Consider the following 24,763-nt stretch of genomic DNA (forward strand, 5'->3'; position numbering starts at 1 on the left):
GAAAGCAGCCATAACCGCGCTCACGGGATAGGTTGCTAACGTTTTCCGACCATTTAGTGTCTCATCCCCGCTACCTCGCATCGAGACCCAAATTCGGGTTGAGATACCGGCAGAAATAATTTTTAACAACTATGATGGGGAAACAGTCCGCTTGCAACTGGCTAACTTGCCCTTGCGTTTGGCTTGTCCTATGTCCGACTTAGCCCAGCTCTACCCTTCTTCCCTCCGCTCCTCTAGGCAGGAGGCTTTTCAAGCTCCCCCTGACCCAGATCCCGACCTAGAGCTGCTAGAGCAGCGGGAACTCTTCGTCTGGCGGCACATCGGGCCGGATGCCGGGCAGATCCGCCAGATGTTGCAGGCCTTGGGATTGGGCTCCCTCCGAGAGCTGGTGGAAAAGGCAGTGCCAGCAGCAATTCGCAGTAACCGGCCCTTGCAACTGGGATCCCCGTGCCCTGAGTCTCAAGTGTTGGCGGAGCTGAGGGCAATGGCGTCCCAAAACCAGGTGTGGCGCTCCTTTTTGGGCATGGGCTATTCCAACTGCCTGACGCCGCCGGTAATTCAGCGCAACATCCTGGAAAACCCTGCCTGGTACACCCCCTACACCCCCTATCAGGCGGAGATTGCCCAGGGGCGGCTAGAAGCCCTGCTCAATTTCCAGACGATGGTGATTGATCTAACAGGGATGGAGATTGCCAATGCTTCCCTACTGGACGAAGCCACTGCTGCTGCCGAAGCCATGAACCTGGCCTACACCTTAGCGGGCAAGCAATCCCCAGTTTTTTGGGTGGATCGCGGCTGCCATCCCCAGACCATTGCCGTCGTGCAGACACGGGCAGAACCCTTGGGGATCCAGGTGCGCGTGGCCGATCCTTCCCAGTTTGAGCTTGGGAACGGCTTTGGTGTGCTCTTACAGTATCCCAACACCTATGGGGAGATCCGGGATTACCGCGACCTGGTGGAGCAGGCTCACCAAAGAGGGATGGTGGTGGCCGTAGCCGCCGACTTGCTCAGCCTGACTCTCTTGCAACCGCCAGGGGAGTGGGGAGCGGACATTGTGGTGGGAACCACTCAGCGCTTCGGGGTGCCCCTGGGCTACGGCGGCCCCCACGCCGCCTACTTTGCCACTCGCGAGGCCCACAAACGGCTGCTGCCAGGGCGCCTAGTGGGGATCTCCCAAGATGCCCAGGGCAGGCCGGCCCTGCGCCTAGCCCTGCAAACGCGGGAGCAGCACATCCGCCGCGACAAGGCCACCAGCAACATCTGCACCGCCCAGGTGCTCTTGGCAGTGGTGGCCTCCATGTATGCCGTCTATCACGGCCCGCGCGGCCTGCGGCAAATTGCCGAACGCATCCATCGCCAGGCCCATCACCTGGCCGCCGGGATCCAGGGCCTGGGCTACAGGGTGGGGCCAGAGTATTTCTTCGACACCTTTTGGGTAAGGGCAGCCTCTCCAGAGCAGGTGCAGCAGATCCAAGAGCGGGCCGCCCAGCGGCGCATCAACCTGCGGCGGATTGACGAGACTACCCTGGGGATCAGCCTGGACGAGGCCACCACCTCTCAAGATCTGCGGGATCTCTGGGAAATCTTCGCCGGCTCCAGGGAGCCAGCCTGGGATCCCGAGGGCCTGAGTTCGGATCTCCACCAAAGCTTGCCGCCTCAGCTCTTGCGCACTACCCCCTACCTCACCCATCCGGTGTTTAACCGCTACCACTCGGAAACGGAGCTGCTGCGCTATATCCACCGCCTGCAGAGCCGGGATCTCTCCCTTGTCCACTCCATGATCCCCTTGGGCTCCTGCACCATGAAGCTGAATGCCACGGCAGAAATGCTGCCGATGACCTGGCCGGAGTTTGCCCAGCTCCATCCTTTTGTGCCCCTGGAACAAGCTCGCGGCTATCAAACCCTCTTTGCCCAGTTGGAGCAAATGCTGGCGGAGATCACCGGCTTTGCCGGCGTCTCCCTCCAGCCCAACGCCGGATCCCAGGGGGAATATGCCGGCTTGCTGGCCATTCGTCGCTACCACCAGGCCCGCGGGGAAAGCCAGCGCCAGGTATGCCTGATCCCCACCTCTGCCCATGGCACCAACCCCGCCAGCGCTGTCATGGCCGGGATGCAGGTGGTGAGCGTGGCCTGCGACAGGGCCGGCAACATCGACCTCGAAGACCTGCGGGCCAAGGTGGAGCAGCACCGGGAACGCCTGGCTGCCCTGATGATTACCTACCCCTCCACCCATGGGGTGTTTGAGGAAGGGATCCGCGAGATTTGCCAGATGATCCACGAGGCCGGAGGGCAAGTGTACATGGATGGGGCCAACCTCAACGCCCAGGTGGGCCTCTGCCGTCCGGCGGAGTTAGGGGCTGATGTCTGCCACCTCAACCTGCACAAGACCTTCTGCATCCCCCACGGCGGGGGCGGGCCAGGGGTGGGGCCCATTGCCGTTGCCCGTCATCTCCTGCCCTATTTGCCCGGCCACCCCTTTTTGCCTGGCTGCAACGGCCCGGTTAGCGCCGCCCCCTGGGGCAGTGCCAGCATCCTGCCCATTGCCTGGGCCTACATCCGCCTCATGGGATCCGCCGGCCTTACCCTAGCTACCCAAGTGGCCCTCCTCAATGCCAATTACATCGCCAGGCGGTTGGATCCCTACTACCCGGTGCTCTACAAAGGGCCGGGGGGATGGGTGGCCCACGAGTGCATCCTGGACCTGCGCCCCCTCAAGAAAAGCGCCGGCATTGAGGTTGAGGATGTAGCCAAGCGGCTAATGGACTACGGCTTTCACGCCCCCACCATCTCCTGGCCAGTGCCGGGGACAATGATGGTGGAGCCCACCGAGAGCGAATCCCTAGAAGAGCTGGATCGCTTCTGTGAGGCAATGATTGCCATTCGCCAGGAGATTGCTGCCATTGAGCGGGGCGAGATGGATCCCGTGCGCAATCCCCTTAAACTTGCCCCCCACACCGCCGAGGTAGTGGCCGCCGATCACTGGGATCGCCCCTACCCTCGCTCCCTAGCCGCCTATCCCCTCCCGTGGGTCAAGCAGCGCAAGTTCTGGCCCAGTGTCAGCCGCATCGACAACGCCTACGGAGATCGTCACCTGGTGTGCAGTTGTCAGCCCTGGCTGGAGGGCTAACTCTGCGCAAGTCGCCCGCAGCTGGACCAGCTCTGAGCAAGAGGAGAGGAGCTGCTCGGCCTCTTGCACAAGGCGCTCAGTCTCTGGCAGCGAAGCCTGCACCTGCGGCAGCACCTCCTTATCGGCCTCAACAGGGCTCTCCGTTTCTTGCAGGAGATTTATTGAGTCCTCGGTAAGCAGGTCAGCCACCGGAGACAGTTGCGCCTTCAGCGAGGCGTTCTCTTGCTCCAATTCCGCCAACCGCCTTTGCAGGCTATCCATTTGCCGATCTCGCTCTCCCAGAGCTGCTTCCAGCTCACGGTTGCAGGCCTCCAACGCTTGGTGGGCTGCCTCTGCTTGGTTCAGCCGTTCTGTTAAGCTTGCCAATTCATCCTCCAAACTGGTGACGCGACTCACCTGTTCCAGTAGTCGAGCTTCTTTCTCCTGCAGTTCTTCTCGCAGGGAACAAATCAAGCGATCCCTCTGTTCGACGCACTGCTGTAACTGTTCGACCTGCTGTCGTAGAATAGGCAGTTGAACCAAAGCCTTCTTGGCTAGGCCGAGAATTTCCCTGAAGCTCTCCTGCAGGCGGCTGTAGGAGTAATCCAATTTGGCAAAGGCTTCGTTGAGCGCAAGGTAAGCCTTGCATATCTCCATGTAGCGCTGGGCCAGAGAAGTGGGGTGATCCATGATATAGAGTCCAGGTGGGGGTGCCGTGTCTATTTTATGCCGTTCATTCTATCGACCCAACCCGGAAAAGAGGTGATTCGCTACAACAACTGGGGGATTAATTTTACTTTAAGATTTTCCTCTCTCTAGGCAAGCAGCTCACGTCCTGCCCCGACAGGATTCAAACTCTCTGGCAAAAACGGCCCTTAAGAGTAGCACATTTTTACTCCCATCGAGGGGATCACGCATTTAGCGTCTGGAGCAAAAGATTCAAAATTGAAACACTAGATATAGTTCAAAAGGGGGCTTCTGCTGGCTCAGGCAGGCCGCGCCTCCGGGATCCCCAGCGCTTCCAGATGGGCGGCGGCCCGCAACAGGTTGGCCTCTTGGTAGGGGGCAGCCACCAGTTGCACGCCAAAGGGCAGGGATCTGCCCTCGCGCAGCGGCACCGACAGCACCGGCAGGCCGACAAACGAGAGGGGCTGGGTGTAGAGGCCGAGGTTGGGCCGCGTCAGGACTTCCACTCCAGCGATTACCATCTTCTCTTGGCCGAGCAAGGGGGCAGAGCAGGGGGTGGTGGGGGCGATGAACAGGTCGATCTCTTGAAAGAGGACCTGAAGCTGCTGGCGATACCAGCGGCGAAAGCGCTGCGCCTGTAGGATCCAACTGGCGGGCAGCAGAGCGCCGGCCAAAAGGCGATCCCGGGTGGCCGGGTCGAAGTCGTGGGGACGAGTTCGCAGGTGGTGTAGGTGCAGGTTGGCTCCCTTGGCAGCCGTGATCAGAGAGGCAGCGGCGCGGGCGCGCTCGGCCTCCGGGATCCGCACCGTTTGCTGGGCTCCCAGGGCCTGGGCCACCTTTTCCACGCCGGCCAGGATGTGGGGCTCTGCTCCCCGCAGGAAGTAGTCGTCGGCCACGGCAATGCGCAAGCCCTGGATCCCTTGCCCCAATTAACCAAAGGTGGGATCCGCGGGGCGGCGGGTGCAGACGGGATCTTGGGGATCCGGCCCTTGCATGGCATCGAAGCTGAGAGCAAGATCGGCCACCGAACGGGCCAAGGGGCCCACGTGGTCAAAGCTGGGAGCCAACAGGGCTACTCCTGCCCGCGACAGACGGCCATAGGTGGGCTTGAGGCCGTAGATGCCGCACAAGGCGGCGGGCACCCGAATCGAGCCGTTGGTGTCGCTGCCCAGGCTAAGGGGCACCAAGCCCCCGGCCACCGCTGCTGCCGAGCCACCCGAAGAGCCGCCGGCACTGCGGCTGAGATCGTGGGGGTTGCGGGTGGGGCCGTAGTGGCTATTTTCGGTTACAAAGCCGGAGGCGTACTCGTCCATGTTGAGGGTGCCCACTAGGATCGCCCCTGCCTGCTGGAGGCGGGCCACCACCGTGGCATCTCGGGTGGCCGGGGGGTTCTCGCGGTTAATCACCGAGCCGGCCAGGGTGGTGAGGCCGGCCACGTCGAAGAGGTTCTTAACGGCAAAAGGCACCCCCGCCAGGGGGCCCACCGGGATCTCTTTGGCCACCTGTCGATCCAGCCGCTCCGCCGCCTGCAGGGCCGATGCTTCCAGCACGGCTGTAAAGGCATTGAGCTGGGGATCCCGCTGGCGAATCCGCTCCAGACAGGCGGCCACCACTGCCTGGGCGCTCACGGATCCCTGGCGGACGGCCCTGGCAATCGCGAACCCGTCGGCGCTGCCGAGAAGAGGGGAATCTGTGATCATGGCTGGGGGTTGAAGGTAGGATCTGGCTCAACCGTCGGCGGCAGCGGAAACTCCAGCACCTGTTGAGCAAGGGGCAAAAAGCGAGCCAGGTTTTCAATCACCCCCGCCCGATGGTCCGAATGCAGGGATAGTTGCAGCAGTTGGGCCATCGAGTCGACGTAGGTTTCGGGATCCCAGGGTTGCAGCGGTTCGAGGGGTCGTCTGGGGAAAAAATACCACAGGCCAGCTTGCCAAAACCAGCAGAAAGCTACCGAATCCAAAGACAAGGCCGTCCTCGGCTATGGGGTGGTCATCGACGCCGTGCTACCTGGCGGGGGCCAAAGGCGTTCGCGGGGCAAGACAGGGCGAGTCACTGCCTGCCGCTCCCATTCCTCCAAACCGGAGCGACGACCGGCAGCAGAACTGGGGGCACTGGCCTGCAGGCGCTTGCGGAACAGGCGCAACTGCTGCTGCTCGGCGGCAGGAGAAACATGCTGGGCAAAGAGGGAGGGCAAGAGCTGCTCTTCCTGCGCAAACTGGGCCCGCAACTGCTGATAAAAATGAAGGGCAGCAGAGGGATCCAACTGCTGCGGCTCACGCTCCGCCTGGTGCAAAAAGCGGGTCAGCTCCGGGATCTGATCCCGCATCCGCTGCTCCAACCCCTCAACCTGGCTGCTAAGCCGAGGCTCCGCCGCCAGGGCTGCCCTGAGCAGCGGGTAGAGGGCGTGGCGCTCCAGTTGGATATGGCGGGAGAGGCGCTGCCGCAACCTTTGCACCCAGAGACGCCGCTGCTCCAGATCCAACTCCGAGGCCCGAGAGAGACGAGCCAAGAGCTGCAGGATAACACGGTGCTGTTCGGCCCAAAGGGCAACCAGTGTAGACATGGCAGTTCACCGGAGAAAAAGCTTCATCCTAGCTTAACTTTGTCAAGAAAGGGCAGCTTGCGTAAGGGTACGGGACTGGTGCAGGTGTCTTGGCTACACCCCAACAGCAATCCCGGCAAAAGCTGCCCTCCGGTCGTTAGGCTTGCACAAGCCAGCGGCGTTTCCAGGCGGAAGTGGGCTCAAGGGGTGAAGTTTGCTGTTCCTGCTGGCGCTGCAGCCGAATCTGGGCTCTATCCCCTCGCAAGGTGGGATCCCGGTAGGGCACCGCGGCGCGGGTTTTCAGGTGCTCCCACTCGCTGGGGGAGAGGGGCGGCAGGTGATCCGGTTGAGGTGAGGCCACCGTGCCTGGCCAGGGGCGACCCACCGGTGGTGTCGAGCCGATAAACAGGCCTGCCTCCAGCAGAGCTGCCCGCACTGCTGCCGCACAGGAATAGGTGGCCAGAATCCCGCCGGGGCGCATTCGCGCCGCCACTGCCCGCAAAAAGTCCACCGTCCACAGCTCTGGGCAAACGGAAGGGGAGAAGGGATCCAAAAACACCGCATCCGCCCATCCCAGCGGCACCTGCAACAGAGTTTGGCGGGCATCTCCCCACAGCAGCCTTCCGCGCCAGCGCGGTGATTGCCAGGATCCCTCGTGGATAAAACGTTGCCACTCCTTGCTAAAGCTCCAAGTGGATCCCACCCCCACCTGCCAGGCCTGGCGGGGCACCTCTGGGGATCGCTCTAGGCCAATGACTTCCACACGGCAATTGGGCCGCACCTGCCAGATTGTCTCCAAGGCTAGGCCGGAGTTGTAGCCAAGGCCAAAGCAAATATCCAAAAGGCAAATAGGATCCTCCGGATCCCGCTCCAACGGCAGCCGATCCAGCCGGCAAGGGCGGACGAACTTCTCCAGTGCCTCCTGGGCAGCGCCGCTGAGGTTGTGAAAAGCCTGCCCGAACTCCTGGGAGAAAAAAGTCAGGGATCCATCCCCTGTGGTCAACACCTGCCACTGGGTTTCTGCGGTCATGGTCTACAGCAAGTCTCTATTTCCAGCTTGGCGATTCTTTGATAGCTTGAGAACGTTAAGATGAGTTTCGCGGCTCACCGGCAGGGCTTGTAGATTCAGCTCTGGCCATCCCTAGCTAGGGGGGTACCTCAACGGCTATGTCTTTACTGGATTGGTTTGCCGAGCGGCGCAAACAGACTTCTCTCAACTTGACAGGCAGCAGCCCCTTCGACAAAGAGCGGCAAGTGCGAGAGATTGCCGACGGCCTGTGGCAGAAGTGTCCAGCTTGTGATGCGCTCACCTACACCAAGGATCTGCAGCAGAACTGGCAGGTCTGCCCTAGCTGTGGCTACCACCATCGCATCACAGCCCCGCAGCGGCTGGAGCAGCTTTTGGATCCCGGCTCCTGGCAGCCCCTCGACGAGCACCTGGCCCCCACCGATCCGCTGCATTTTTTTGACCAAAAGCCCTACGCCGAGCGCCTGGCCGCCTACCAGGAGCGCACCCAGCTCAAGGATGCCGTCTTGACCGGGCTGGGCACTCTGGAAGGGATGAGGGTGGCCATTGGCGTCATGGATTTCCGCTTCATGGGCGGCAGCATGGGCTCGGTCGTAGGCGAGAAGATTACCCGTCTCACCGAACGCGCCACCTGCGATCACCTGCCCCTGATCCTTTTTTCGGCCTCGGGGGGAGCCCGTATGCAGGAAGGGATCCTCAGCCTGATGCAGATGGCCAAAACAGCAGCCGCTCTGCAAAGGCACCGCGAAGCCGGGCAGTTGTTTATCTCCGTGCTTACCCATCCCACCTATGGGGGAGTGACCGCCAGCTTTGCCATGCTGGGAGACTTGATCCTGGCCGAACCCGGCGCCCAGATAGGGTTTGCCGGGCCCAATGTTATCGAGCAAACCATTGGCAAGGGCAAACTCCCGGAGGGCTTCCAGACGGCTGAGTACTTGCTAGCCCATGGGCTCATCGATGCAATCGTGCCGCGGACTGAACTGCGCAAGCGCTTGGCCCAATTGCTTGCTATGCACCGTCCCCGCCTACATATGTCCCTTCCCACGCCCGACGGCCCGGATCTGAGATGGGAAGCCAAGGTGGGATCCCTCTCTACGGGGTAGTCGCCAGCTCCCCCTTCCCTTTGGCAGATAATCTCAGCCAGCTGGAAATTGTCCTGCCAAAGAAGCGGCAGAAGGGGAATTTTCTGCTGAGGGGTTAATGGCAGCAACCGATGGTGCTAAGGTAGGGCATGAAGTCTTGACCAGAAACAATGGATCTTAAGCTACGCATCCGGACTGCCAAAACTCCGCAAGGGCAAGAACTGGCGATTGTGCCCCTGGAGGGTCGCTTTGACGCCAGGGCCGCTTCCGAAGTGCGGCAGCTGCTGCAGCAGGTTTTGGATTTTGGCTACCACAACCTGTTGATTGACATGTCGGCAGTTACTTTTATGGATAGCTCTGGCCTAGGGGTGCTGATCTCGGCCCTGCGCAAGTGCCGGGCTGCCGGTGGCAACCTCAGCCTCTGTTGCGTTCCCGAAAGCGTCGCCCTTGTCCTCAGGCTCACCTCAATGGAGAAGGTCTTGACCTGTTTTGACGACCTGGAGACGGCTGTTGCCAATTTCTCCACTGCTTCCGCCGCCCGCTAGGCCAACTGAGTTGCTGCGATGCCCTGCCTACGCCTCTGACTTTGTTCCCAGGATCCGTTGAGGAGGCTTAGCCATGCCCCAAGCTGGCCTCGATACCTTTCAGCTCCTTTACCAGCACCACCGTGGCCCTAGCTTTTGCGAGCAGATGCTGGCTACCGCTCCTGGGCGCTTCAATGAGGCCTTTTGGCAGTTTTGGCAGCAGCATGTTGAGCCCTGCTTGCCCGCTGCGCCCTGCCTGCTGGATTTGGGAACGGGGCCGGGGTATGTCCTCCGGCAGTGGGCCCAGCGCTACCCCGGCGGACATTTCATTGGCGTAGATCTAATGCCCTACATGTTGGAGCGGGCAGCGGCAGACTTGAAAGACATCCCTGGCATCCAACTGCTGCAGGACGACCTGCACGATCCCCACTTGCCCCTGCCAGATGGCAGCGTTGATGCAGCCCAGGCAGTGGTGGTGATCCACGAGATGGTGCAGCCGGTGCGCCTGTTGCAAGCGGTGCGACGCCTGCTCAAGCCAGGAGGACGGTTTTTGCTAGTGGACTGGGTGCGCGCCCCGCTTAGTCTCTACTTCGATGCTGCCACAGAAGCCCAACTGTTTCAGCCGGAAACACCCCTAGACACCTTGGTGGATCAGTTTACCCACTTCTACGAGCACAACCGCTTCAGCGCTGAGGACCTAGCCTGGCTGTTGGAGAAGGTTGGCTTGAGAGTGGTGGCGCAAGAGCTCTACGGGCAAAATCGCTTTGTGCGCCTTGTGGCGGAAAAGCCCTAGAGGACTTCAGGGATCCGCCGCTCGGCCTGTGCCTGGGCAAACACCTCCACCTCGGTGTTCATCTTGCGCAGTTGGCGGGCCAACTTAATGGCCTTGTCGCGGGGGAGAGGGGGGCTCACCACCGCCGGCAGGCAGCGCAACAGCGGCTTCAGGGCCGTCTTGGGCAGCCCCGCATAAAACGCTAAGGTGGAGAGGATCTCGTCTTCAAAGTAGGGGTTGCGGTATTCCAAAAGCCGCACTTGGTAGAGTTCCGGCGGCAGGGGGCGTCCCTGGGCCAGGCGAAGCAGGGATCCCACCGTCCCCATCACGTATAGACGATCCCCCCGCTTCAACAGGGTCTCGCCCTCTTTCTGCCAGATCTTGGGAAAAACACAGGGCCGGCCCGGCCGGGAGTGATGCAGCAAGATCGCCAGGTCGTAATCCTGGGCCAGTTGCCGTAGGGATAGCCCCAGGTAAGGGTCATGGGCCGAGACCTCCAGCAGCGTCACCAGCAGCGTTTCCCCGTCCCAAGTCAGGGTGCCGTAAACGGATCCCACCAACGCTGCCGTAGCAAAAGCCCGCGCCCCCAGGGCCGTGGTGCTGTAGCTGGTTCCCAGCGTCTGCAGATGCCGCTGCGTCCGCGTCGCCAGCTCAGGATCCGTGACCCGCAAAATGGTGCGGATCCCAGGTTGCAGGCTGTGGGCGGTCAGGGCGGTCTCGAGGTTGGTGAGATCGTCAGGCGTCGTGCAGATCAAAGAGCGGCTGCTTTGGATGCGGGCCTGGTGCAGCGTGCTGGCCAAGGCGTAGTTGCCTCGGATCACCACCGCCCCCTCCCGTTCCGCCACCTTCAGCAGGGGATTGTCGCTGTCGGGCTCTACCACCACCACCTCATAGCCCATCTGCCGCAACAATTGCAGCACCAAGTAGCTCAGCCGTCCCAACCCCGCGATCACCACGTGATCCGCTTTGGGCATGCGGGCGGCCCCACCCAGCCCAAAGCGGCTGCTCACCAACTTGTCGGTCACCAATCCGTAGATTAACCCCACCAGAGCAGCCCCCACCAAGGTCATGGCCACCGCCACCACCTTCACCCCTAGAGGGGTCTCCGCTTGCTGAAAGGCTTCGATATCTCCGTAGCCCCCTGTCAGCACCACAATGGTCAGCAGCAGCGCGTCGACGACCGGCTTGCCAATCCTCCTGAAGTTGATCACCCCCAGCACCAGCATTCCTCCTAGGGTGAAGACGAGGGTGCGGACGAGGGGCTTGACCTGGAGCAGCTGCCGCAGTCCCTTGTCTAGCCAAGACAAAAAAGATTCCCAGCTGGGGGATTGGCGTCGCTGCCCCCGTTTTTGGTTTTTCGCATGAGCCCAGCGCTGCGCCCGCGAAGAACCTCGCCGCCCGTTGCGCTCCAACAGTTGCAAATAGGCCCGCGGGTCGCAGACGACCAAAATGCGATCCCCCTCCAGCAGCTCTGCCTTGGGGTCGAAATCCTCGAAAACCCGAGACTCGGAAAAGTTGGACAGTCCATCTCCAGGGTAGTGAAACAGCACCCGCGCCCGGAAAGTTTCTTCCAGTTCCTCAAGGGGCATGTGCAGCAGACGGGAGTTGTAGCCAATGGTCAGCTCCACCACGTTCCAGAGGGTGGTCTCTTGCTCAGCACCAAAGTGGACCGGATCCGCCAGCTCCGGTGGCAGCGTAGCCGGCTGAGCCTCCAACTGAGGCAGCTCGAAGTAGCCAACAAATTCGTCCGAGACGGCCTTGAGGGCGAAGGCAGGGGCCGCTAAGCCGGCAACTGAGAGGGAGAAATGCTGCGGCAAAATTGAGTCCAAGTAGCGGGCAAGGCTAGGGTTAAACAGACGAGAGACAATACGCGCCTGCGGGTTGAGATCCCGAATCAAGAGGGCCAGCTCGAAGTTGGCTTGGTCGTTGTCCTCCAAAAGCAAGGCCACCTTAATCTGCTCAATCCCCGCCTGGCGCAACACTTCCGCCCGGTGCGGATCCCCCTGCAGGTATTGCCATCCCCCTTTCCGAGAGGGCGGCGGGCAGGGAGCCACCACCACTGCCCGCTGTCCAAATTCTTCTAGAATCTCTAGCGTCAACTCTGCCAAATCGTTGTAGCCACAGAGTAGAACGGAGGCACCTAGGGGGCAGCCATTGTCTTGTAGGTGCACACCTGGCGTTTGGGAAAGAGAGCCGGCCATACCCTCTCCTCTGCTCTGCTCCCTTTATACCCAGAAAGGCAAGAGGCCTCAGCTAGCCGCGACAAGCTCCTGGCCTTCTAAGAAAGTCGGCGGAGCTCGAAAAACCGCCTAGGAGGGGCAAACTTTGGGCGTCGGCTGCTGAAAGCCCTCGCTCGTTGACGGATAGCCATAGGTGGTGTTTCATGGAATCCGTGGCTGGCGCCTTGCGCCACTTCCAGGCTCTGCAGCCTAGCGGCTGTCGCCCACCTCGGTAAAGGATAGGTCCTGGTGCCGGCTGTGGGTGACGCTTCTGTTTTTGGGTTGTGGGCAATCCCTAGTTCGCGGGGTATTGTCCTTTTGCCCACTCCCAAGATAAAACCATGGTTTGCACTGCCTCCCTTAACCCTATGCCTTTCCCCAAGGATGCTGTTCCTGTTGCCCCTGTCAAACAGCCTGCTGCCCAGGCTAGCTCTACTGCTGGCGACTCCTTTCTCCAAGGGTATGGAGCCTTTCCCGCCCATCTCATCCCCCAGGGATCCCTGCAACTCTACACCCATCCCGGTCGGGGCATGTTCACCCCCGTGATGGCGCAGGCGCTGCGCTTGGCGGGTCAGGGAACGCGGGTGTTGATTGTGCAGTTTCTCAAAGGCGGGATTAAGCAAGGCCCGGAGAACCGGATTTTGCTGGGCAGCTCGCTGGAGTGGGTTCGTTGCCGTCTACACCGCTGCATCGATACACCGCATCTGGAGCCGGAGGAGCGAGCAGCTCTGGACGAGTTGTGGCAATTTACCCAGGAGGCCGTCAGGAGTGGCCGCTATGGCTTGGTGGTGCTGGATGAGTTGAGCTTGGCCATCAAGTTGGGCTTGATTCCAGAAGAACAGGTGCTAGACCTGGTCGATCAGCGTCCGGTCTGGATGGACATGATCATCACCGGGCCCGAAATGCCGGCTTCTCTCCTGGAACGCGCCGATCTCATCACCCAACTGCGCCCACGGCAGGAGCCCTCCCGTGGCCTGGGGAGTTGCTTGGCTCCCTCGCGGGTCAGCAGTTCATAGTTTTGTGATCCGCAGCTATACGCTCTTTCCCCCAATTCTCTGGTCCCTATGTCATGTAGCCATGCTAAAAAGCGACCGCTGGATCCGGGAGCAAGCGCAGCGAGGGATGATCGAGCCGTTTTGCCCCGAATTGGTGCGGGCCGTGGAGTGGAATGGACAGATGCGGCCTGTTTTGAGCTACGGACTTTCCTCCTATGGCTACGACATTCGCCTTTCCCCTGTGGAATTTAAGATCTTCCGCCATGTGCCCGGTACCGTGGTGGATCCCAAGCGGTTTAACCCCAAGAACCTAGAACCTGTGGAGCTCCACCACGACGAAATGGGAGACTACTTCATCATCCCTGCCCATTCCTATGGGCTGGGGGTGTCCCTCGAGCGGCTCCACGTGCCCGACAATATTACTGTCATCTGCATCGGCAAATCTTCCTACGCACGGGTGGGGTTGATTGCCAACCTGACTCCAGCTGAAGCAGGGTGGCGGGGCTACCTGACGCTGGAGTTTTCCAATGCCTCCAGCGCTGACTGCCGGGTGTATGCCAACGAAGGGGTAGTGCAGCTGCTGTTTTTGGAGGGGGATCCCTGTCAAATTACCTATGCCGACCGCCAAGGCAAGTACCAGGATCAGCCGCAGCAGGTGGTGGTGGCTAGGGTTTAGCAGACTGCAAGGGGAAGTCCCGCGCTCTAGCGCTCAGAGGAACTGCTCAGCAGGTGTTGGGCAATGAAATCCGTGTGCACCTCACCCCGCAAAAAAGCCTCGTGACGCAGGATCTGCTGGTGAAAAGGGATCGTGGTGGGCACACCCGTGATGGCGCACTCCCCCAAGGCTCGCTGCATGCGGCGGATGGCTGCTGCCCGGTTAGGCCCCCAGACAATCAACTTGCCTAGCAGTGAGTCGTAGTAGGGGGGGATAGTGTAGTCGGTGTAGATGTGGGAGTCCATGCGCACCCCTGGCCCCCCAGGGGGCAAATAGGCGGTGATGGTGCCCGTGCAGGGACGAAACTGTTGTTTGGGATCCTCGGCATTGATGCGGCACTCGATGGCATGGCCCCGCAGTTGCACATCCTTCTGGCGAAAGGTGAGGGGCTGGCCTTGGGCAATGCGAATTTGCTCGGCAATGAGATCCAGGCCAGTCACCATCTCAGTTACGGGGTGCTCCACCTGGATGCGGGTGTTCATCTCGATGAAGTAGAACTGGCCATTTTTGTCCAGCAGGAACTCTACCGTGCCTGCCCCCACGTAGTTTACTGCCTTGGCTACCTTCACCGCCGTGGCCCCCATGCGAGCGCGCAAGCTCGGCGTGAGAGCAGGGCTAGGGGCTTCTTCCAGCAGTTTTTGGTGCCGCCGCTGAATTGAACAATCCCGTTCATAGAGGTGCACCACATTGCCATAGCTGTCGGCCAAAATCTGAAACTCCACATGACGGGGCCGCTCAATGTATTTCTCCAAGTAGATCCCCCCATTGCCAAAGGCTGCCTGGGCTTCCCCCTGGGCGGTGCGCATCATCTTCAGCAATTCTTGGGCATCGCGGGCTACCCGCATACCCCGTCCCCCGCCTCCGGCAGTGGCTTTGATGATCACGGGGTAGCCGATTTTCTCAGCTAGCCGCAGCGCCTCTTCCTCAGAGGTGATCAACCCACGGCTGCCAGGTACTGTCGGCACGCCCACCGCCTGCATGGTTTCGCGCGCCATAGCCTTGTCGCCCATCTTGCGCATGGCCTCTGGGGAAGGGCCAATGAAAATTAAGTTGTGGTCGGCACACATCTCGGCAAACTTGGCATTCTCTGCCAAGAACCCGTAGCCCGGATGAATGGCATTGGCACCGCGGGTAAGGGCTGCCGAGATGATGTTGGGAATGTTGAGGTAACTTTTGGCCACCGGGGCCTCCCCCACACAGACCGCCTCGTCCGCCAGTTGGACATGGAGCGAGTTCTGATCCGCAGTGGAGTAGACGGCCACAGTGCGGATCCCCATTTCCTGACAGGTGCGGATAATGCGCAGGGCAATCTCGCCTCGGTTGGCAATCAGGATCTTGGTGATGGGCGGCATGAGGGACGTTTGAGGCTAGAAAAACCCCGACCGCTAAAGACCAGCGGCCTCTGCAGGTAGGCTACGCAGGTGCTGATCCTACTATGGCAAGCAGACGGAAGGGTAGAGCAGCCTAGATGGGGATCCCCCCTCCGGCCAATCCAGCCGGCACCCTAGCTGGGGCTAAGGCGGCAGGGATCCGGCTTCAGCAGGATCCCAGGGGCGCAAAGGATCTCCAGGTAGAGGTTGATCTGGGTGCGAGCCATCAGAGTACAGGCTTGCGTGGGGCAAAACTCTCGTTTCTCTAGTTGTCGGAGCGAGGCCATGGCCCCAGCCACTCTCCGCCGCGAAAGCGCCAGCGGGGAAACAAAATCCGCATCACCACCCAAGCGCTGAGGTAAAGGCAAACCCAGACCACGCTGTAGTGGAGAATAAAGTCGCCCAGGTCAAACCGTTGGCTTGGGATATGGGGAAGGCCCACCAGACTCAGGACTGTGCCCAAGAAAAGCCCTTCCCAAATGCCGGCCAAAAGCTGCAGGATCCCAGGCCAATCGTGATCCCACCTCCACCCCATCAGGTAGTTATAGACAACATCCCAAACACAGCCAAACAAACCTACGTAGAAGAGCACCCAAAAATAGGTAAGGCTGCCTCTATGTCCAGTCAGTCCAAAGTAAAAAGGCAAAGTCGCTAAAACACCTACAGTAGCCAGTAAAAAAATGCGGGTTTGCCAACGGCCAATGAGAGTGGGTGTCATGGTTTCCTCCAGTTTCGTTGGCCCCAATCGTTAGTTCGTTTGGCTTCAGTTCAAAGGCTAAGGGCTGAGGTTCAAGGCCCACTTGCACCACTGCCACAGGGATCGGATCCCTTCTAGACCTTTAACTCCTGGTGCCCCCAGCCGAGCCAAGTGCTCCACCGATCGATGGGCACAGTACTGCAGGCCCAAAAACGTATCCACCGGCGCATAGGGTCCACCTAAGGTGATGATCCCGGCAGCGTACATCCGTCCATCCCCGTTGCGCATCTCCACCAGCTCAAAATCGTTGGAAACATGTAGGCGTCCGTGGGGATTGAGGGGCAGATTGTAGTGGGTAATCAGATCATTGAGGAGGGGATTGGTCATGGGATCCGAAACCAAGCCCGTGCAGTCGATAACAAAATCGGCTTCCACCTTCAATTGGGTGTTGTTGTGGGTACCTCGAATGTAGGTTACCGGCTTGCCTTTGTCGCCGAGAACCACCGATTCCACCTTGCCAAAGACAATCGAGTACCAGCCCTCCTGCAGCCCTTGCCGCACAATCCGCCGCCACCTGCGCCGACTTGCCGTTGTGGTGCCGCCCCAGGCTTCCAGTAGTTCGCGCCGTTCCAGGGGGGTTGCTGCTTCCAATTTGGCGCGCAGAACCCCACCCCAAGTGCCCTTGGGCCAGTTGAAGGGCTGAAACTCCCAATGGTTCTCCACTACTCGTTTGGCCCGTCCGAAGCGATTGCCACTCTTGGGCGCACGGCTCAGATGCACCACCGAGATGCGAGGGTTGACTTTGCGGGCTTCGTAGAGGCGCTCCAGCACCTGAGAAGCGACGATCCCGAACCCCCGCATCAAAACGGTGCCGCCTTGTTTTTCCAATTGCTCATAAACATGATCATGGGGCTCGTAGCCGTGTACCACCGACTTTAGATCGCCAGTTTTTTCCCGAAACTCTTGCAGATCGTTGAGCAGTCTGATGGCTGGGTACCCAGTTGCCAAATGCACGTACTTGGCCACCATAAAGCGGTGATCTGTATGGCCGGGCCGCGTTGCCGAATAGGCTACTACGTATCGCCCATCCTCCGTTTTGCGAACGGCGCGAATATGGCCGTAGCAAAGCATTTGATCCCAGCCAATGCGAGCTGCTTCCCGATCCATCGAGGCAAATACATTCCCTGCCAGCGGTGTGTAGGTATCTGCCAACAAAGGCTCACTAAAGACCTGCCACAAAAAGCCGAGTGCTTCCAACAATCGGCCAGAGAAAAAAGAGCGCCAGGCCTCTCGCAAGGCATAGCCGGGCCAGCCCCAAATGTTGTCCGGACAAGAATCGGAGCCAGAGCGAATTCGCTTCCAGCGGGGGATCTGGCAGTTGGTCAACAGCCGTTCATAGCGTTCGTAGGGTTTACGGGCAATGCTGATGACGCGGATATGTTCGGATCTGACTCCATAAATGCGCAGGGTATCCACCCAAGCAAAGCTGCCAATACCACCGCCCAAAGCCAAATAGAGGGTCTCCTCCACAGGTAGGCCAGTGGCTTTGAGGGCACTCAGGGCAATTTGCTTAGCTCGGAACAAGTCCGGTGGGGGGAAGTCGGATCTGGCCCGCACCTCGGGAAGTTCCTCCGGGGCGAAAACCACTGTGGAAGCTGGGGGAACCTCAAGTGCGGTGTCGGGTTGGGTGGCCGGGCGAATGAGGTCGGTGCGGGGCTCCAGCAAAAGGGTGGGGGTGCCGAGCAATAGGGTGGCGTTGGGATCCCTCAGCAAACTGACGGTGATGCTGTAGGGGCCAAGCTCCACCACTTCCCCGCCCTGCAGCACCCGGCGTGCTTGTCGGATTTTTTCCCCATTGATGCGGCTGCCGTTGGCACTGCGATCCTCGTAGATGACCTGAGCATCCTCACCGAGATAGATAAGGGCGTGGTAACGGGAGATCTCCCGGCTAGCAAACACCGCCCGGGCCACTTCTTGCCCCTGCCATTCCTGCGGCAGTTGGGCCAGCTCTCTGCCCAAGGCAAGAGGCAATGGAAAAATCAGCTCTTGCTGTTCTTCAGTAATGGGATCTTCCCAGCTTAGTTGAATTTGCATGGCTTTTGTTCACCTCTGTAAAGGTAAAAATGACTCAATCGAGAACAACACAGAACAATGTAATCTCATGAGTCACCTTGGACTTGGCTTGGGATCCCTTTTTCGACTGCCGGGCTCCAAGAGAAAAATGGAACGGTTTAGTTCTCTAGGCAGGAGATCGCGAGGCTCTGTCAGCCTCTGGAGGAGGGATCACCAGCGAAGCACTTAAGACCAAATGTCCGCAGTAGGGGCAGTTCTGGCCTTGATATTCTGGCGGCAGATAGTGAGGGTTTTCCAGGCGGCTGCACTTAACCTTGAGGGTGCCCAAAGTCCCGCGGTTCAGAGAAACCCCTTGATCTTTTCCGGCAACCTCTATGGATTTTATGCTCAGCACAATACGCCCCAATTGAATTTGGCTATTGGCCTCGAGCGCAGGCTCTTCCTGAATGATTTTTCGGCCATTCACCCAAATGGGGTTGGGTTGCTTAGGCGGCAAACGATCCCGGGTCAAGTTGCGAATGTAAAACTTGAGAGTTTTGGGATCGAGATAAAGCCCGGCATGGATTCCTGAGACCGAGCGAGTTGGGTCGTTGAGCACCACATCGCAGCCGGGATCCCGCCCGATGGTAACCAGCTTGCCGAGGACGGGCGACACCGTTTGAGATCGGCGCCGGTCGGCCTCGACCCATTCCAGGGTTAGTTGATACACGATTTCATGCTCCACAGTTCAACGCCTCCGTTCCCTGTGATCGACCTCAGCCTATCAAAAAGTCAGCTTAGAAAGGAAAAGATGTCTTTTTCGTCAAAATTGTTATCCCTTTGGTTAACTGTAACCTATCTTCTTGAACAGAGGCTCGTGCTGATTGAGATCACCTGAGTTAGGTTTTCCGAATCACATCTCTTCGCTTTTCCGCTTGAAACACTACCCAAGCGCTCCCCGCCAGGGAGCCTAGAGCTGTAAATTTCCAGCGATCCCCGGAGGATGCATGTTTTGTGTTCTTCACACCTCTGGCCAAACAGTTCTCAAAGCACTCCACCAAACGTAAACTAGCCCACAGCTAAAACGGAGGGCTTTTGGCAACCTAGCCACGAACTTCTAGTCTGGCCTGTAGCAGCCCCAGCTAGGGAAATCCCCTTGGCCGCGTCGGCGTCCACATCCCCTCCCACTCCCAAGCCGGATTGACACCTGGTTTTGGATACAGACAGGGCTGACGCTTTCCCGCTTGGCCTATGGGTTGGTGTGGGTGCCAGTAGCAGCGGGGGCTTGCAGGGTGGCCTCTTTCGCGCAGTAAGCCGTAAGCCCCTCTTGGTCGCCTGCTCTGGAGTTAAAGCCAGCTTGCAGACCTGGGTAGCGCCTGCTAGCCAGTAACAGCCTCTTATTCCACGTTGGCAGGCAGCGCCCCCCTCACCGTTCGCGCCAGCAGGCCAACAGCCTTTTCATCCAAGAGCTGCTGCGTTGCAAGGAGTCAATGACCCCGCCACCGCCTTCCCCTCTTGCCTGATGAGTCGGCTCTTACAGGCCCACGATCTGGGTATTTTCAAAGGTGGAGAGAATCCTGTCCAAATCCTGAGCCTGCCGCAAATAGGTGGCGGTGGCGTCGCTACCAAACTGGATTTCATCTCCATCTTCGAGATCCCAAAACTCTACCCGCTCCCCCCGAATGTAGAGGCCGTTGGTGCTGGGCCTGCCGTGGATATCTCCATCGATAATTTGATAGGTAAACCCATCGAGAGAGGTGGAAGATTCGGTTTTCACCAAGATGGCGTGGTGGCGGGAGACGTACTGGGAGTCAATGCGAATACTGTTGCTCGGATCCCGCCCCAGGGAATAGAGCTCAGCCGTTAGCCAGTAAGCTTTGGGCCCATGGCGATCCTTGACAACTAGCAGATGGTTGAGGGTAGGTCGACGAGGGGGCATAGTCATAGAGGGCACCCACTGGCACACCACGCAGATAGGGTAGCTAAAACATAGCACGGGATCACCTGGCCAGTTGAGATGGGTGTCGCGTCAGTTTCCAACTGGCTCGACGAATACAGAAGTATTCTGGGGAAAGCAAGTAGATTTTTGTAACGGATCCCTTCATAATAGGGGTTGAACGATGCAGATCCTTCCTTGACCATGAGTGGCGCCCACTCCCATCTTGCCAACCAGTCCGAAGCCCCCAGGGTACCCAAGCTAATCGAGCTGCCGGAAGATGAGGTCGAGGCTCAGCTTGGCGATCCCCGAGGCCTCCAGCGCTACGAATGCCGCTCTTGTGGCTATGTTTACGAGCCAACCCAAGGGGATCAGCTCAATCACATCCCGGCAGGTGTACCCTTTGAGGAGCTGCCTCCTGACTGGAGATGTCCAGTGTGCCGAGCTGATAAGCGCCTGTTCCAAGCGGTGGGTACCAAGGGCAAGCCTTCCGGCTTTCAGGAAAACCTGCGCTATGGCTTTGGGGTCAACGTGATGACCCCTGCGCAAAAAAACCTACTCATCTTCCTGGGCTTGGCACTGGGGTTTTTGTTTTTAATGAGTTTTTACTTCGTCGAGTGATAGTTACAATGGTGAAGCTCCTGAGACTGGCGCTGTTGGCTGCCTTCTCGCTCCTGCTGATGGCAGCGCGAATGCCAGAGATGAAGGTGGTGCCCTGGGAACAGGTGGAGGTGCCCACCCAGAACATCCTGCTGGATATTGCCTTCACTGGCACTAACCCCTCCCGTGGCTGGCTGGTAGGTGACAAGGCAACGCTGCTGGAATCTCAAGACGGTGGCCTTCACTGGCAGGTGCGCAAGCTGTCGGCCCTCGAGCCCGAGGCTTACTTGAGATCAATTAGCTTTGCCGGGGCAGAGGGGTGGATAGTGGGACAGCCAAAGATCCTGCTTCACACCTTGAATGAGGGATCCGACTGGACGTTGATTCGTCTGAGCAACCAACTGCCAGGAGAGCCACTCCTCATCCATGCTCTGGGCGCTGGCGCTGCCGAAATGGTAACCAATGTGGGAGCTATCTACCGCACAGAGGACGGGGGGCAGACCTGGCATGGGCAGGTGGAGGAGCCAATTGGGGCAATTAAAAACATCGCCCGCGGTCCTGGAGGGGAGTACCTAGCCGTTTCTTCACGCGGCAGCTTCTACTTCTTGTACACGCCCGCAACCCACGCTTGGAAGCCCTATCTGCGGGAGAGCTCTCGCCGTATCCAGAACATGGGCTTTGGCCCTAACGGCAGCGCCTGGAAACTGAATCAGGGGGCAGAGATTGCCTTTACAGATGACTTTACCTCTGGCGAATGGTCTAAGCCGCTGCGACCTGGACGGGCCCTTAGCTTTGGCTATCTCGATGCAGCCTACCAAAACGACCATGACCTGTGGGTGGTAGGAGGGGGTGCTACACTCCTCCACAGCCCCGACGGCGGCAAAACCTGGGAGGAGGCCAAGAAGCTAAGCAACATTCCCGCCAATTTCTACTCCATTAAGTTCTTTGGCCCTGACCGAGGATTTATCTTGGGGCAGCGGGGCACGCTCCTGCGCTACGTCGGCTACACCACAGCAGAGTAGCTTGGTAACCCTCCGTCCCGCTAGCGCGAAAGGACTCCGTCCCGCTAGCGCGATGAGGGGGGGCGGAAAAACCTTCGACCGCCACTATTAGCACCTACCCCGCTGAAGAACCTGGACAGTGCCGAAAGCCAGTCAGTAAGCGGAACTAGGAACCGTCTAGGGGCGTCTTGACAGCGCCTTTGCGAGTCCAACTGTGGACTGCGTAGGCATCCCCCGACTAAAGTTGGGGAGTGTCAACTCCTCATCTTCGTCCGGTGAATAGAGGCAAGAGGGATCCCACTTCACCACCGCGGCTGCTAGTGGCAGCCAGCGGGACAGGGGGTCATATTTTTCCTGCTCTGGCTGTTGCTGAGCAGTTACCCACTTGGCAAATCGAATGGCTGGGGGTACCCCAGCGGCTGGAGGGGAAGCTGGTGCCCGCTTGCTATCCGCTGCATCGGGTCACCCTGTCTGGCTGGCAGGGATCCCCTCTCCAGAAGCTGGGATCCCTGGTTCAGTTGGCACGGGCAACGCTGCAGGTGCGGCGGATCCTTAAGGAAGGACACTTTGATGCTGTACTGACCACCGGCGGCTACATTGCCGCCCCAGCCATCTTAGCAGCCCGCTCGCTGGGGGTGCCGGTGCTGCTGCACGAGTCTAACCGTATCCCGGGCAAGGTAACCCGCTGGCTGGGAAGGTTTTGCCAGGTAGTGGCCTTGGGCCTGGCGGAAACGGCGGAGCACTTGCCGGGGGTAGTCACCCAGGTGGTGGGCACACCGGTACGGTCAGAGTTCTATCAGCCTCAGCCCTTGCCCGCGGATCTGCCGATTCCGGAGGGGGATCCTCTGATTCTGGTGATGGGGGGAAGCCAGGGAGCGCGGGGCCTCAACCGCCTGGTGGCCGCCTGCATCCCGACCTGGTTGGAGGCCGGGGCCTGGATTGTGCATTTGACTGGCGAGGGGGAGGTCGGGATCCCTTCCCATCCCCGCTACTACCCCTTTCCCTTCCGCACCGATGTGGCCGCTTTGTTGCAGCGGGCCACCTTTGCCATTAGCCGGGCCGGCGCCCTCAGCCTGGCAGAGTTGTGGGCCACTGCCACCCCTGCCATTTTGATCCCCTATCCTTTTGCCGCCGAAGACCACCAGTATTACAACGCTCTGGCCTTTGTGGAACGCGGTGGGGGAGTGGTCCTGCGAGAATCGGAAGCCAATCTGGAGGTGCTGCGGCAAACGGCGCTAACCTGGCTGGCCCAGCCCCAGCTGGTTGCCCAAATGACCGCCAACTTAAGGGCAACAGCTTTTCCTACTGCCAGCAAGGCAATTGCCCGCCTGCTCCAGGAGATCTGTTAACTCCCCCAAAGGGCCAGCGGTGGTACAGCGGAGATTTGCCCGCCGCCTACCTAAGCCTGCCCCAGTCGTGGAGACCTCGTCCTGCTGAGGCTTCCGGTGGCAAGCCTCTGGGAGACGCTGCTGCAGGGAACGTGTAGAGGCGTCTTGACAGTGCTTGATGAGTTTGCTTATGGACTGCGTAAGAAGCCCTCGACTTTAGTTGGGGAAGTGTCGGGAATGCCCCTCCACCTTTCGGTGGCAGCGCTGATCCCTAGTCTGTCGGCGCCGCGGCAGAGGCAGGGATCCCGTTGTTGCCCCCATCTGGAGCAGGAACTTCCGGCTCGAGAACTTGGCGCACGGATTCAATCTCTTGGGAAAGCAACACCCGCTCCCGGTCCAGGAGACCAACCACCTGCTCCGGATCCTCCCGCGAGACCACCGGCAACTGGCGCAAGTCGTACTTGTACATTGGCTCGGCAGCCACCGCCACAGCCTCATCGGGGAAGGTGGTGAGCACAGGAGCTTGGCTAACCTGCTCCACCCTCAGCTCCGCCAGTTCCCTGGCCTCCCTCTGAGCCAGAGCTCGCTCCAGGTCTTCTAGAGTGAGAATGCCCCGCAGCCGCTCCTGGGCGTCCACCACCAAAGCGCTGTGGCACTTTTGTTGCAGCAAACGCTCCAGCGCCTCCCGTAGCGGCATATCCTGCGGCAGGAGCAGAGAAGGGGGCAGCATCACCTCTTGCACCGTCACGCCCTTGGGCTCCTGCCTGCGTCGGGCGGAAGGGTAGATAACCGGTGGGTGCGATTGCTCCGTTAGCCAAATGCTCAAACCCACCGCCGCCATCACCGGTAGGGCAATGTGGTAGTCCCGCGTCATCTCAAACAGCAGGAGAATTGCCGTCAGGGGAGCCCGCACGCTAGCCGCCAATACTGCCCCCATGCCCACCATGGCATAGGCGGCAGGGGGAGAGAGGGCAAAAGCAGGCAAAACCCGTCCCAATACCTGGCCATAGCCTGCCCCCACCACTGCCCCCAGAAACAGAGCCGGGGCAAAGGTGCCGCCGACGAAGCCGCTGCCCAAGCTCACCGCGCTGAGGAATACCTTGCCCAGCAACAGCAAGCCCAACTGGCTGAGGGAAAAGGGCACCCCTTGCAGAATCGACTCAATGGTCTCGTAGCCCACCCCCAACGCCAACGGGATCCCCAGGCTTGCACAGCCTAGGATCGCGCCTCCCAAAGTGGGCTTGCTCCAGGCCGGCCAAGCTGCCAGGGATCCGCTGCTGAACAGGTGCTTGCCCCATTCCAGCGCGTAGCCGAAGGCGATGGAGACTAAGCTGGCTAGAAGGCCCAAACCCAAGTAGAGAGGCACCTCCAGGAGACTGTGGATCTCGTAGTCCGGCAGGACAAAAGCTGGCTGCGTAATGGTGGGCAAGAGAAAAGCCGGCTGCGCCCCCAACCCCACCTGGGCAATTAAGGCCGACACCACCGCCGCCAACACCACCACACTGACAGCAGAGGTAGTGAACGTGCGGGCCAAAGCCAGCTCCAGTGCCAAAAACACCCCGGCAATTGGCGCATTAAACCCCGCCGCCAGACCCGCCGCCGCCCCTGCCGCCATCAACAGTTGCACCCGCTCCCGCGAGAGGCGCAGGTTTTGCCCCAGCAAGCCTCCCAGCAGGGCGCCGCTTTCTACACTGGGGGCCTCTGGCCCCAGGGAGGCTCCCGCCCCCAAGGAGATGGCAGCGTACACTAGCTTGAGAGGGATCCAGCTGGGCTGAGGAAGGAACGGTCGGCTGAGGCTGACCAAGCTGGGGAGGCTAGAGTTGGGAAGGGGCAGAGCTACCCTCAGCACACCAATCAATAAACCTCCCAGTAGCGGTGCTAAAGCTGGCACCCAGGATCCCAGCTGCTCTAGGCCATGGTGTTGGGCCGTCTTGGCAAGGTGGTCAACTAGAAGATCTTGGAACAGATAGCGACACCAGCCAATTAAGTAACGAAACCCCACCACCCCTAGGCCCGTGCCCAGGCCCACTGCTGCTGCCAATAGCAGCACCAGATTCTCAGAGGAGAGGCGTAGGCGGGGATCCGCAACGCTCACACTCTTCATAGAAAG

Annotated in this window: 19 protein-coding genes and 1 pseudogene; 9 read left to right on the forward strand and 11 right to left on the reverse strand. The window is 59.8% G+C overall.

Going from position 1 to position 24,763, the window contains the following annotated elements:
* Nucleotides 1-190 precede the first annotated feature (190 nt).
* Entirely contained in the window at nucleotides 191-3,127 is a 2,937-nt protein-coding gene (gene gcvP / locus NW830_RS06680; protein WP_414362188.1) for an aminomethyl-transferring glycine dehydrogenase, read from the forward strand.
* A gap of 965 nt (nucleotides 3,128-4,092) precedes the next feature.
* Here gcvP and NW830_RS06685 read toward each other — a convergent pair.
* From NW830_RS06685 to NW830_RS06700, 4 genes and pseudogenes are all read right to left on the reverse strand, one after another.
* A pseudogene (locus tag NW830_RS06685) lies at nucleotides 4,093-5,493 on the reverse strand (AtzE family amidohydrolase).
* Nucleotides 5,490-5,759: a DUF4089 domain-containing protein gene (locus NW830_RS06690; RefSeq protein ID WP_414362187.1), complete on the reverse strand. Its 270-nt coding sequence runs from the start codon at nucleotides 5,757-5,759 to the stop codon at nucleotides 5,490-5,492. Before NW830_RS06690 ends, NW830_RS06685 begins: the two are co-directional and overlap by 4 nt.
* 12 nt (nucleotides 5,760-5,771) lie before the next feature.
* A complete protein-coding gene (locus NW830_RS06695) occupies nucleotides 5,772-6,356 on the reverse strand; it encodes a hemerythrin domain-containing protein (RefSeq protein ID WP_414362186.1) in 585 nt (194 codons plus the stop codon).
* A gap of 136 nt (nucleotides 6,357-6,492) precedes the next feature.
* Entirely contained in the window at nucleotides 6,493-7,365 is an 873-nt protein-coding gene (locus NW830_RS06700) for a tRNA (5-methylaminomethyl-2-thiouridine)(34)-methyltransferase MnmD (RefSeq protein WP_414362184.1), read from the reverse strand.
* Nucleotides 7,366-7,502: 137 nt separating this feature from the next.
* On the opposite strand from NW830_RS06700, the gene accD reads away from it, so the two are divergent.
* From accD to NW830_RS06715, 3 genes are all read left to right on the forward strand, one after another.
* The gene (accD, locus tag NW830_RS06705; protein WP_414362182.1) at nucleotides 7,503-8,465 is read left to right on the forward strand and encodes an acetyl-CoA carboxylase, carboxyltransferase subunit beta; all 963 of its coding nucleotides are present in this window, start codon (nucleotides 7,503-7,505) and stop codon (nucleotides 8,463-8,465) included.
* 149 nt (nucleotides 8,466-8,614) lie between these two features.
* On the forward strand, nucleotides 8,615-8,989 hold the full coding sequence (locus NW830_RS06710) for an STAS domain-containing protein (RefSeq protein WP_414362180.1): 375 nt from the start codon (nucleotides 8,615-8,617) through the stop codon (nucleotides 8,987-8,989).
* 73 nt (nucleotides 8,990-9,062) lie between these two features.
* Nucleotides 9,063-9,761 carry a class I SAM-dependent methyltransferase gene (locus NW830_RS06715; protein ID WP_414362179.1) on the forward strand — a complete coding sequence of 233 codons (699 nt, stop codon included), beginning with the start codon at nucleotides 9,063-9,065 and terminating at the stop codon, nucleotides 9,759-9,761.
* Here NW830_RS06715 and NW830_RS06720 read toward each other — a convergent pair.
* Nucleotides 9,758-11,941 carry an NAD-binding protein gene (locus tag NW830_RS06720; RefSeq protein ID WP_414362177.1) on the reverse strand — a complete coding sequence of 728 codons (2,184 nt, stop codon included), beginning with the start codon at nucleotides 11,939-11,941 and terminating at the stop codon, nucleotides 9,758-9,760. The genes NW830_RS06715 and NW830_RS06720 overlap by 4 nt on opposite strands.
* A gap of 359 nt (nucleotides 11,942-12,300) precedes the next feature.
* Between NW830_RS06720 and NW830_RS06725 the strand changes: the two genes are divergently transcribed.
* Nucleotides 12,301-12,975 (forward strand): cob(I)yrinic acid a,c-diamide adenosyltransferase, encoded by a 675-nt coding sequence (locus tag NW830_RS06725; protein WP_414362175.1) that lies wholly within the window; start codon nucleotides 12,301-12,303, stop codon nucleotides 12,973-12,975.
* Between the two features lie 61 nt (nucleotides 12,976-13,036).
* Complete coding sequence (gene dcd, locus NW830_RS06730) at nucleotides 13,037-13,630, forward strand: dCTP deaminase (protein ID WP_414362173.1); 594 nt, start codon at nucleotides 13,037-13,039, stop codon at nucleotides 13,628-13,630.
* A 26-nt stretch (nucleotides 13,631-13,656) separates the two neighbouring features.
* On the opposite strand, the gene accC is transcribed toward dcd, so the two are convergent.
* The 5 genes from accC to NW830_RS06755 all read right to left on the reverse strand — a co-directional run bounded on the left by accC (nucleotide 13,657) and on the right by NW830_RS06755 (nucleotide 19,733).
* Nucleotides 13,657-15,021, reverse strand: a complete 1,365-nt coding sequence (accC, locus tag NW830_RS06735; protein WP_414362171.1) for an acetyl-CoA carboxylase biotin carboxylase subunit — start codon at nucleotides 15,019-15,021, stop codon at nucleotides 13,657-13,659.
* Between the two features lie 283 nt (nucleotides 15,022-15,304).
* Nucleotides 15,305-15,757, reverse strand: coding sequence for a hypothetical protein (locus tag NW830_RS06740; RefSeq protein ID WP_414362169.1), 453 nt, complete (start codon nucleotides 15,755-15,757; stop codon nucleotides 15,305-15,307).
* Nucleotides 15,758-15,814: 57 nt separating this feature from the next.
* Entirely contained in the window at nucleotides 15,815-17,830 is a 2,016-nt protein-coding gene (locus NW830_RS06745; protein ID WP_414362168.1) for an FHA domain-containing protein, read from the reverse strand.
* Nucleotides 17,831-17,975: 145 nt separating this feature from the next.
* Nucleotides 17,976-18,518 carry an FHA domain-containing protein gene (locus NW830_RS06750; protein WP_414362167.1) on the reverse strand — a complete coding sequence of 181 codons (543 nt, stop codon included), beginning with the start codon at nucleotides 18,516-18,518 and terminating at the stop codon, nucleotides 17,976-17,978.
* Between the two features lie 804 nt (nucleotides 18,519-19,322).
* Nucleotides 19,323-19,733: an FHA domain-containing protein gene (locus tag NW830_RS06755; protein WP_414362165.1), complete on the reverse strand. Its 411-nt coding sequence runs from the start codon at nucleotides 19,731-19,733 to the stop codon at nucleotides 19,323-19,325.
* Nucleotides 19,734-19,928: 195 nt separating this feature from the next.
* Between NW830_RS06755 and NW830_RS06760 the strand changes: the two genes are divergently transcribed.
* The 3 genes from NW830_RS06760 (at nucleotide 19,929) to murG (ending at nucleotide 22,674) form a co-directional block, all read left to right on the forward strand.
* Nucleotides 19,929-20,345, forward strand: a complete 417-nt coding sequence (locus NW830_RS06760; RefSeq protein WP_414362163.1) for a rubredoxin — start codon at nucleotides 19,929-19,931, stop codon at nucleotides 20,343-20,345.
* Nucleotides 20,346-20,353: 8 nt separating this feature from the next.
* Nucleotides 20,354-21,346, forward strand: coding sequence for a photosynthesis system II assembly factor Ycf48 (locus tag NW830_RS06765; RefSeq protein WP_414362162.1), 993 nt, complete (start codon nucleotides 20,354-20,356; stop codon nucleotides 21,344-21,346).
* Nucleotides 21,347-21,600: 254 nt separating this feature from the next.
* The gene (gene murG, locus NW830_RS06770) at nucleotides 21,601-22,674 is read left to right on the forward strand and encodes an undecaprenyldiphospho-muramoylpentapeptide beta-N-acetylglucosaminyltransferase (RefSeq protein WP_414362294.1); all 1,074 of its coding nucleotides are present in this window, start codon (nucleotides 21,601-21,603) and stop codon (nucleotides 22,672-22,674) included.
* A gap of 250 nt (nucleotides 22,675-22,924) precedes the next feature.
* Here murG and NW830_RS06775 read toward each other — a convergent pair whose 3' ends face one another.
* A complete protein-coding gene (locus NW830_RS06775) occupies nucleotides 22,925-24,757 on the reverse strand; it encodes a chloride channel protein (protein ID WP_414362160.1) in 1,833 nt (610 codons plus the stop codon).
* Nucleotides 24,758-24,763: the final 6 nt, after the last annotated feature.

The organism is Synechococcus sp. OH30 (assembly GCF_047462175.1).
Lineage (GTDB): Bacteria > Cyanobacteriota > Cyanobacteriia > Thermostichales > Thermostichaceae > Thermostichus.

Bases quoted from the DNA above. Each gene is read 5' to 3' on its own strand.
- NW830_RS06715 (WP_414362179.1), top strand. From the start codon at position 9,063: ATGCCCCAAGCTGGCCTCGATACCTTTCAGCTCCTTTACCAGCACCAC.
- NW830_RS06760 (WP_414362163.1), top strand. From the start codon at position 19,929: ATGAGTGGCGCCCACTCCCATCTTGCCAACCAGTCCGAAGCCCCCAGG.
- NW830_RS06695 (WP_414362186.1), bottom strand. From the start codon at position 6,356: ATGTCTACACTGGTTGCCCTTTGGGCCGAACAGCACCGTGTTATCCTG.
- NW830_RS06700 (WP_414362184.1), bottom strand. From the start codon at position 7,365: ATGACCGCAGAAACCCAGTGGCAGGTGTTGACCACAGGGGATGGATCC.
- NW830_RS06720 (WP_414362177.1), bottom strand. From the start codon at position 11,941: ATGGCCGGCTCTCTTTCCCAAACGCCAGGTGTGCACCTACAAGACAAT.
- NW830_RS06740 (WP_414362169.1), bottom strand. From the start codon at position 15,757: ATGACACCCACTCTCATTGGCCGTTGGCAAACCCGCATTTTTTTACTG.
- NW830_RS06725 (WP_414362175.1), top strand. From the start codon at position 12,301: ATGGTTTGCACTGCCTCCCTTAACCCTATGCCTTTCCCCAAGGATGCT.
- NW830_RS06755 (WP_414362165.1), bottom strand. From the start codon at position 19,733: ATGACTATGCCCCCTCGTCGACCTACCCTCAACCATCTGCTAGTTGTC.
- NW830_RS06710 (WP_414362180.1), top strand. From the start codon at position 8,615: ATGGATCTTAAGCTACGCATCCGGACTGCCAAAACTCCGCAAGGGCAA.
- dcd (WP_414362173.1), top strand. From the start codon at position 13,037: ATGCTAAAAAGCGACCGCTGGATCCGGGAGCAAGCGCAGCGAGGGATG.
- accC (WP_414362171.1), bottom strand. From the start codon at position 15,021: ATGCCGCCCATCACCAAGATCCTGATTGCCAACCGAGGCGAGATTGCC.
- accD (WP_414362182.1), top strand. From the start codon at position 7,503: ATGTCTTTACTGGATTGGTTTGCCGAGCGGCGCAAACAGACTTCTCTC.
- gcvP (WP_414362188.1), top strand. From the start codon at position 191: ATGTCCGACTTAGCCCAGCTCTACCCTTCTTCCCTCCGCTCCTCTAGG.
- NW830_RS06745 (WP_414362168.1), bottom strand. From the start codon at position 17,830: ATGCAAATTCAACTAAGCTGGGAAGATCCCATTACTGAAGAACAGCAA.
- NW830_RS06775 (WP_414362160.1), bottom strand. From the start codon at position 24,757: ATGAAGAGTGTGAGCGTTGCGGATCCCCGCCTACGCCTCTCCTCTGAG.
- NW830_RS06765 (WP_414362162.1), top strand. From the start codon at position 20,354: ATGGTGAAGCTCCTGAGACTGGCGCTGTTGGCTGCCTTCTCGCTCCTG.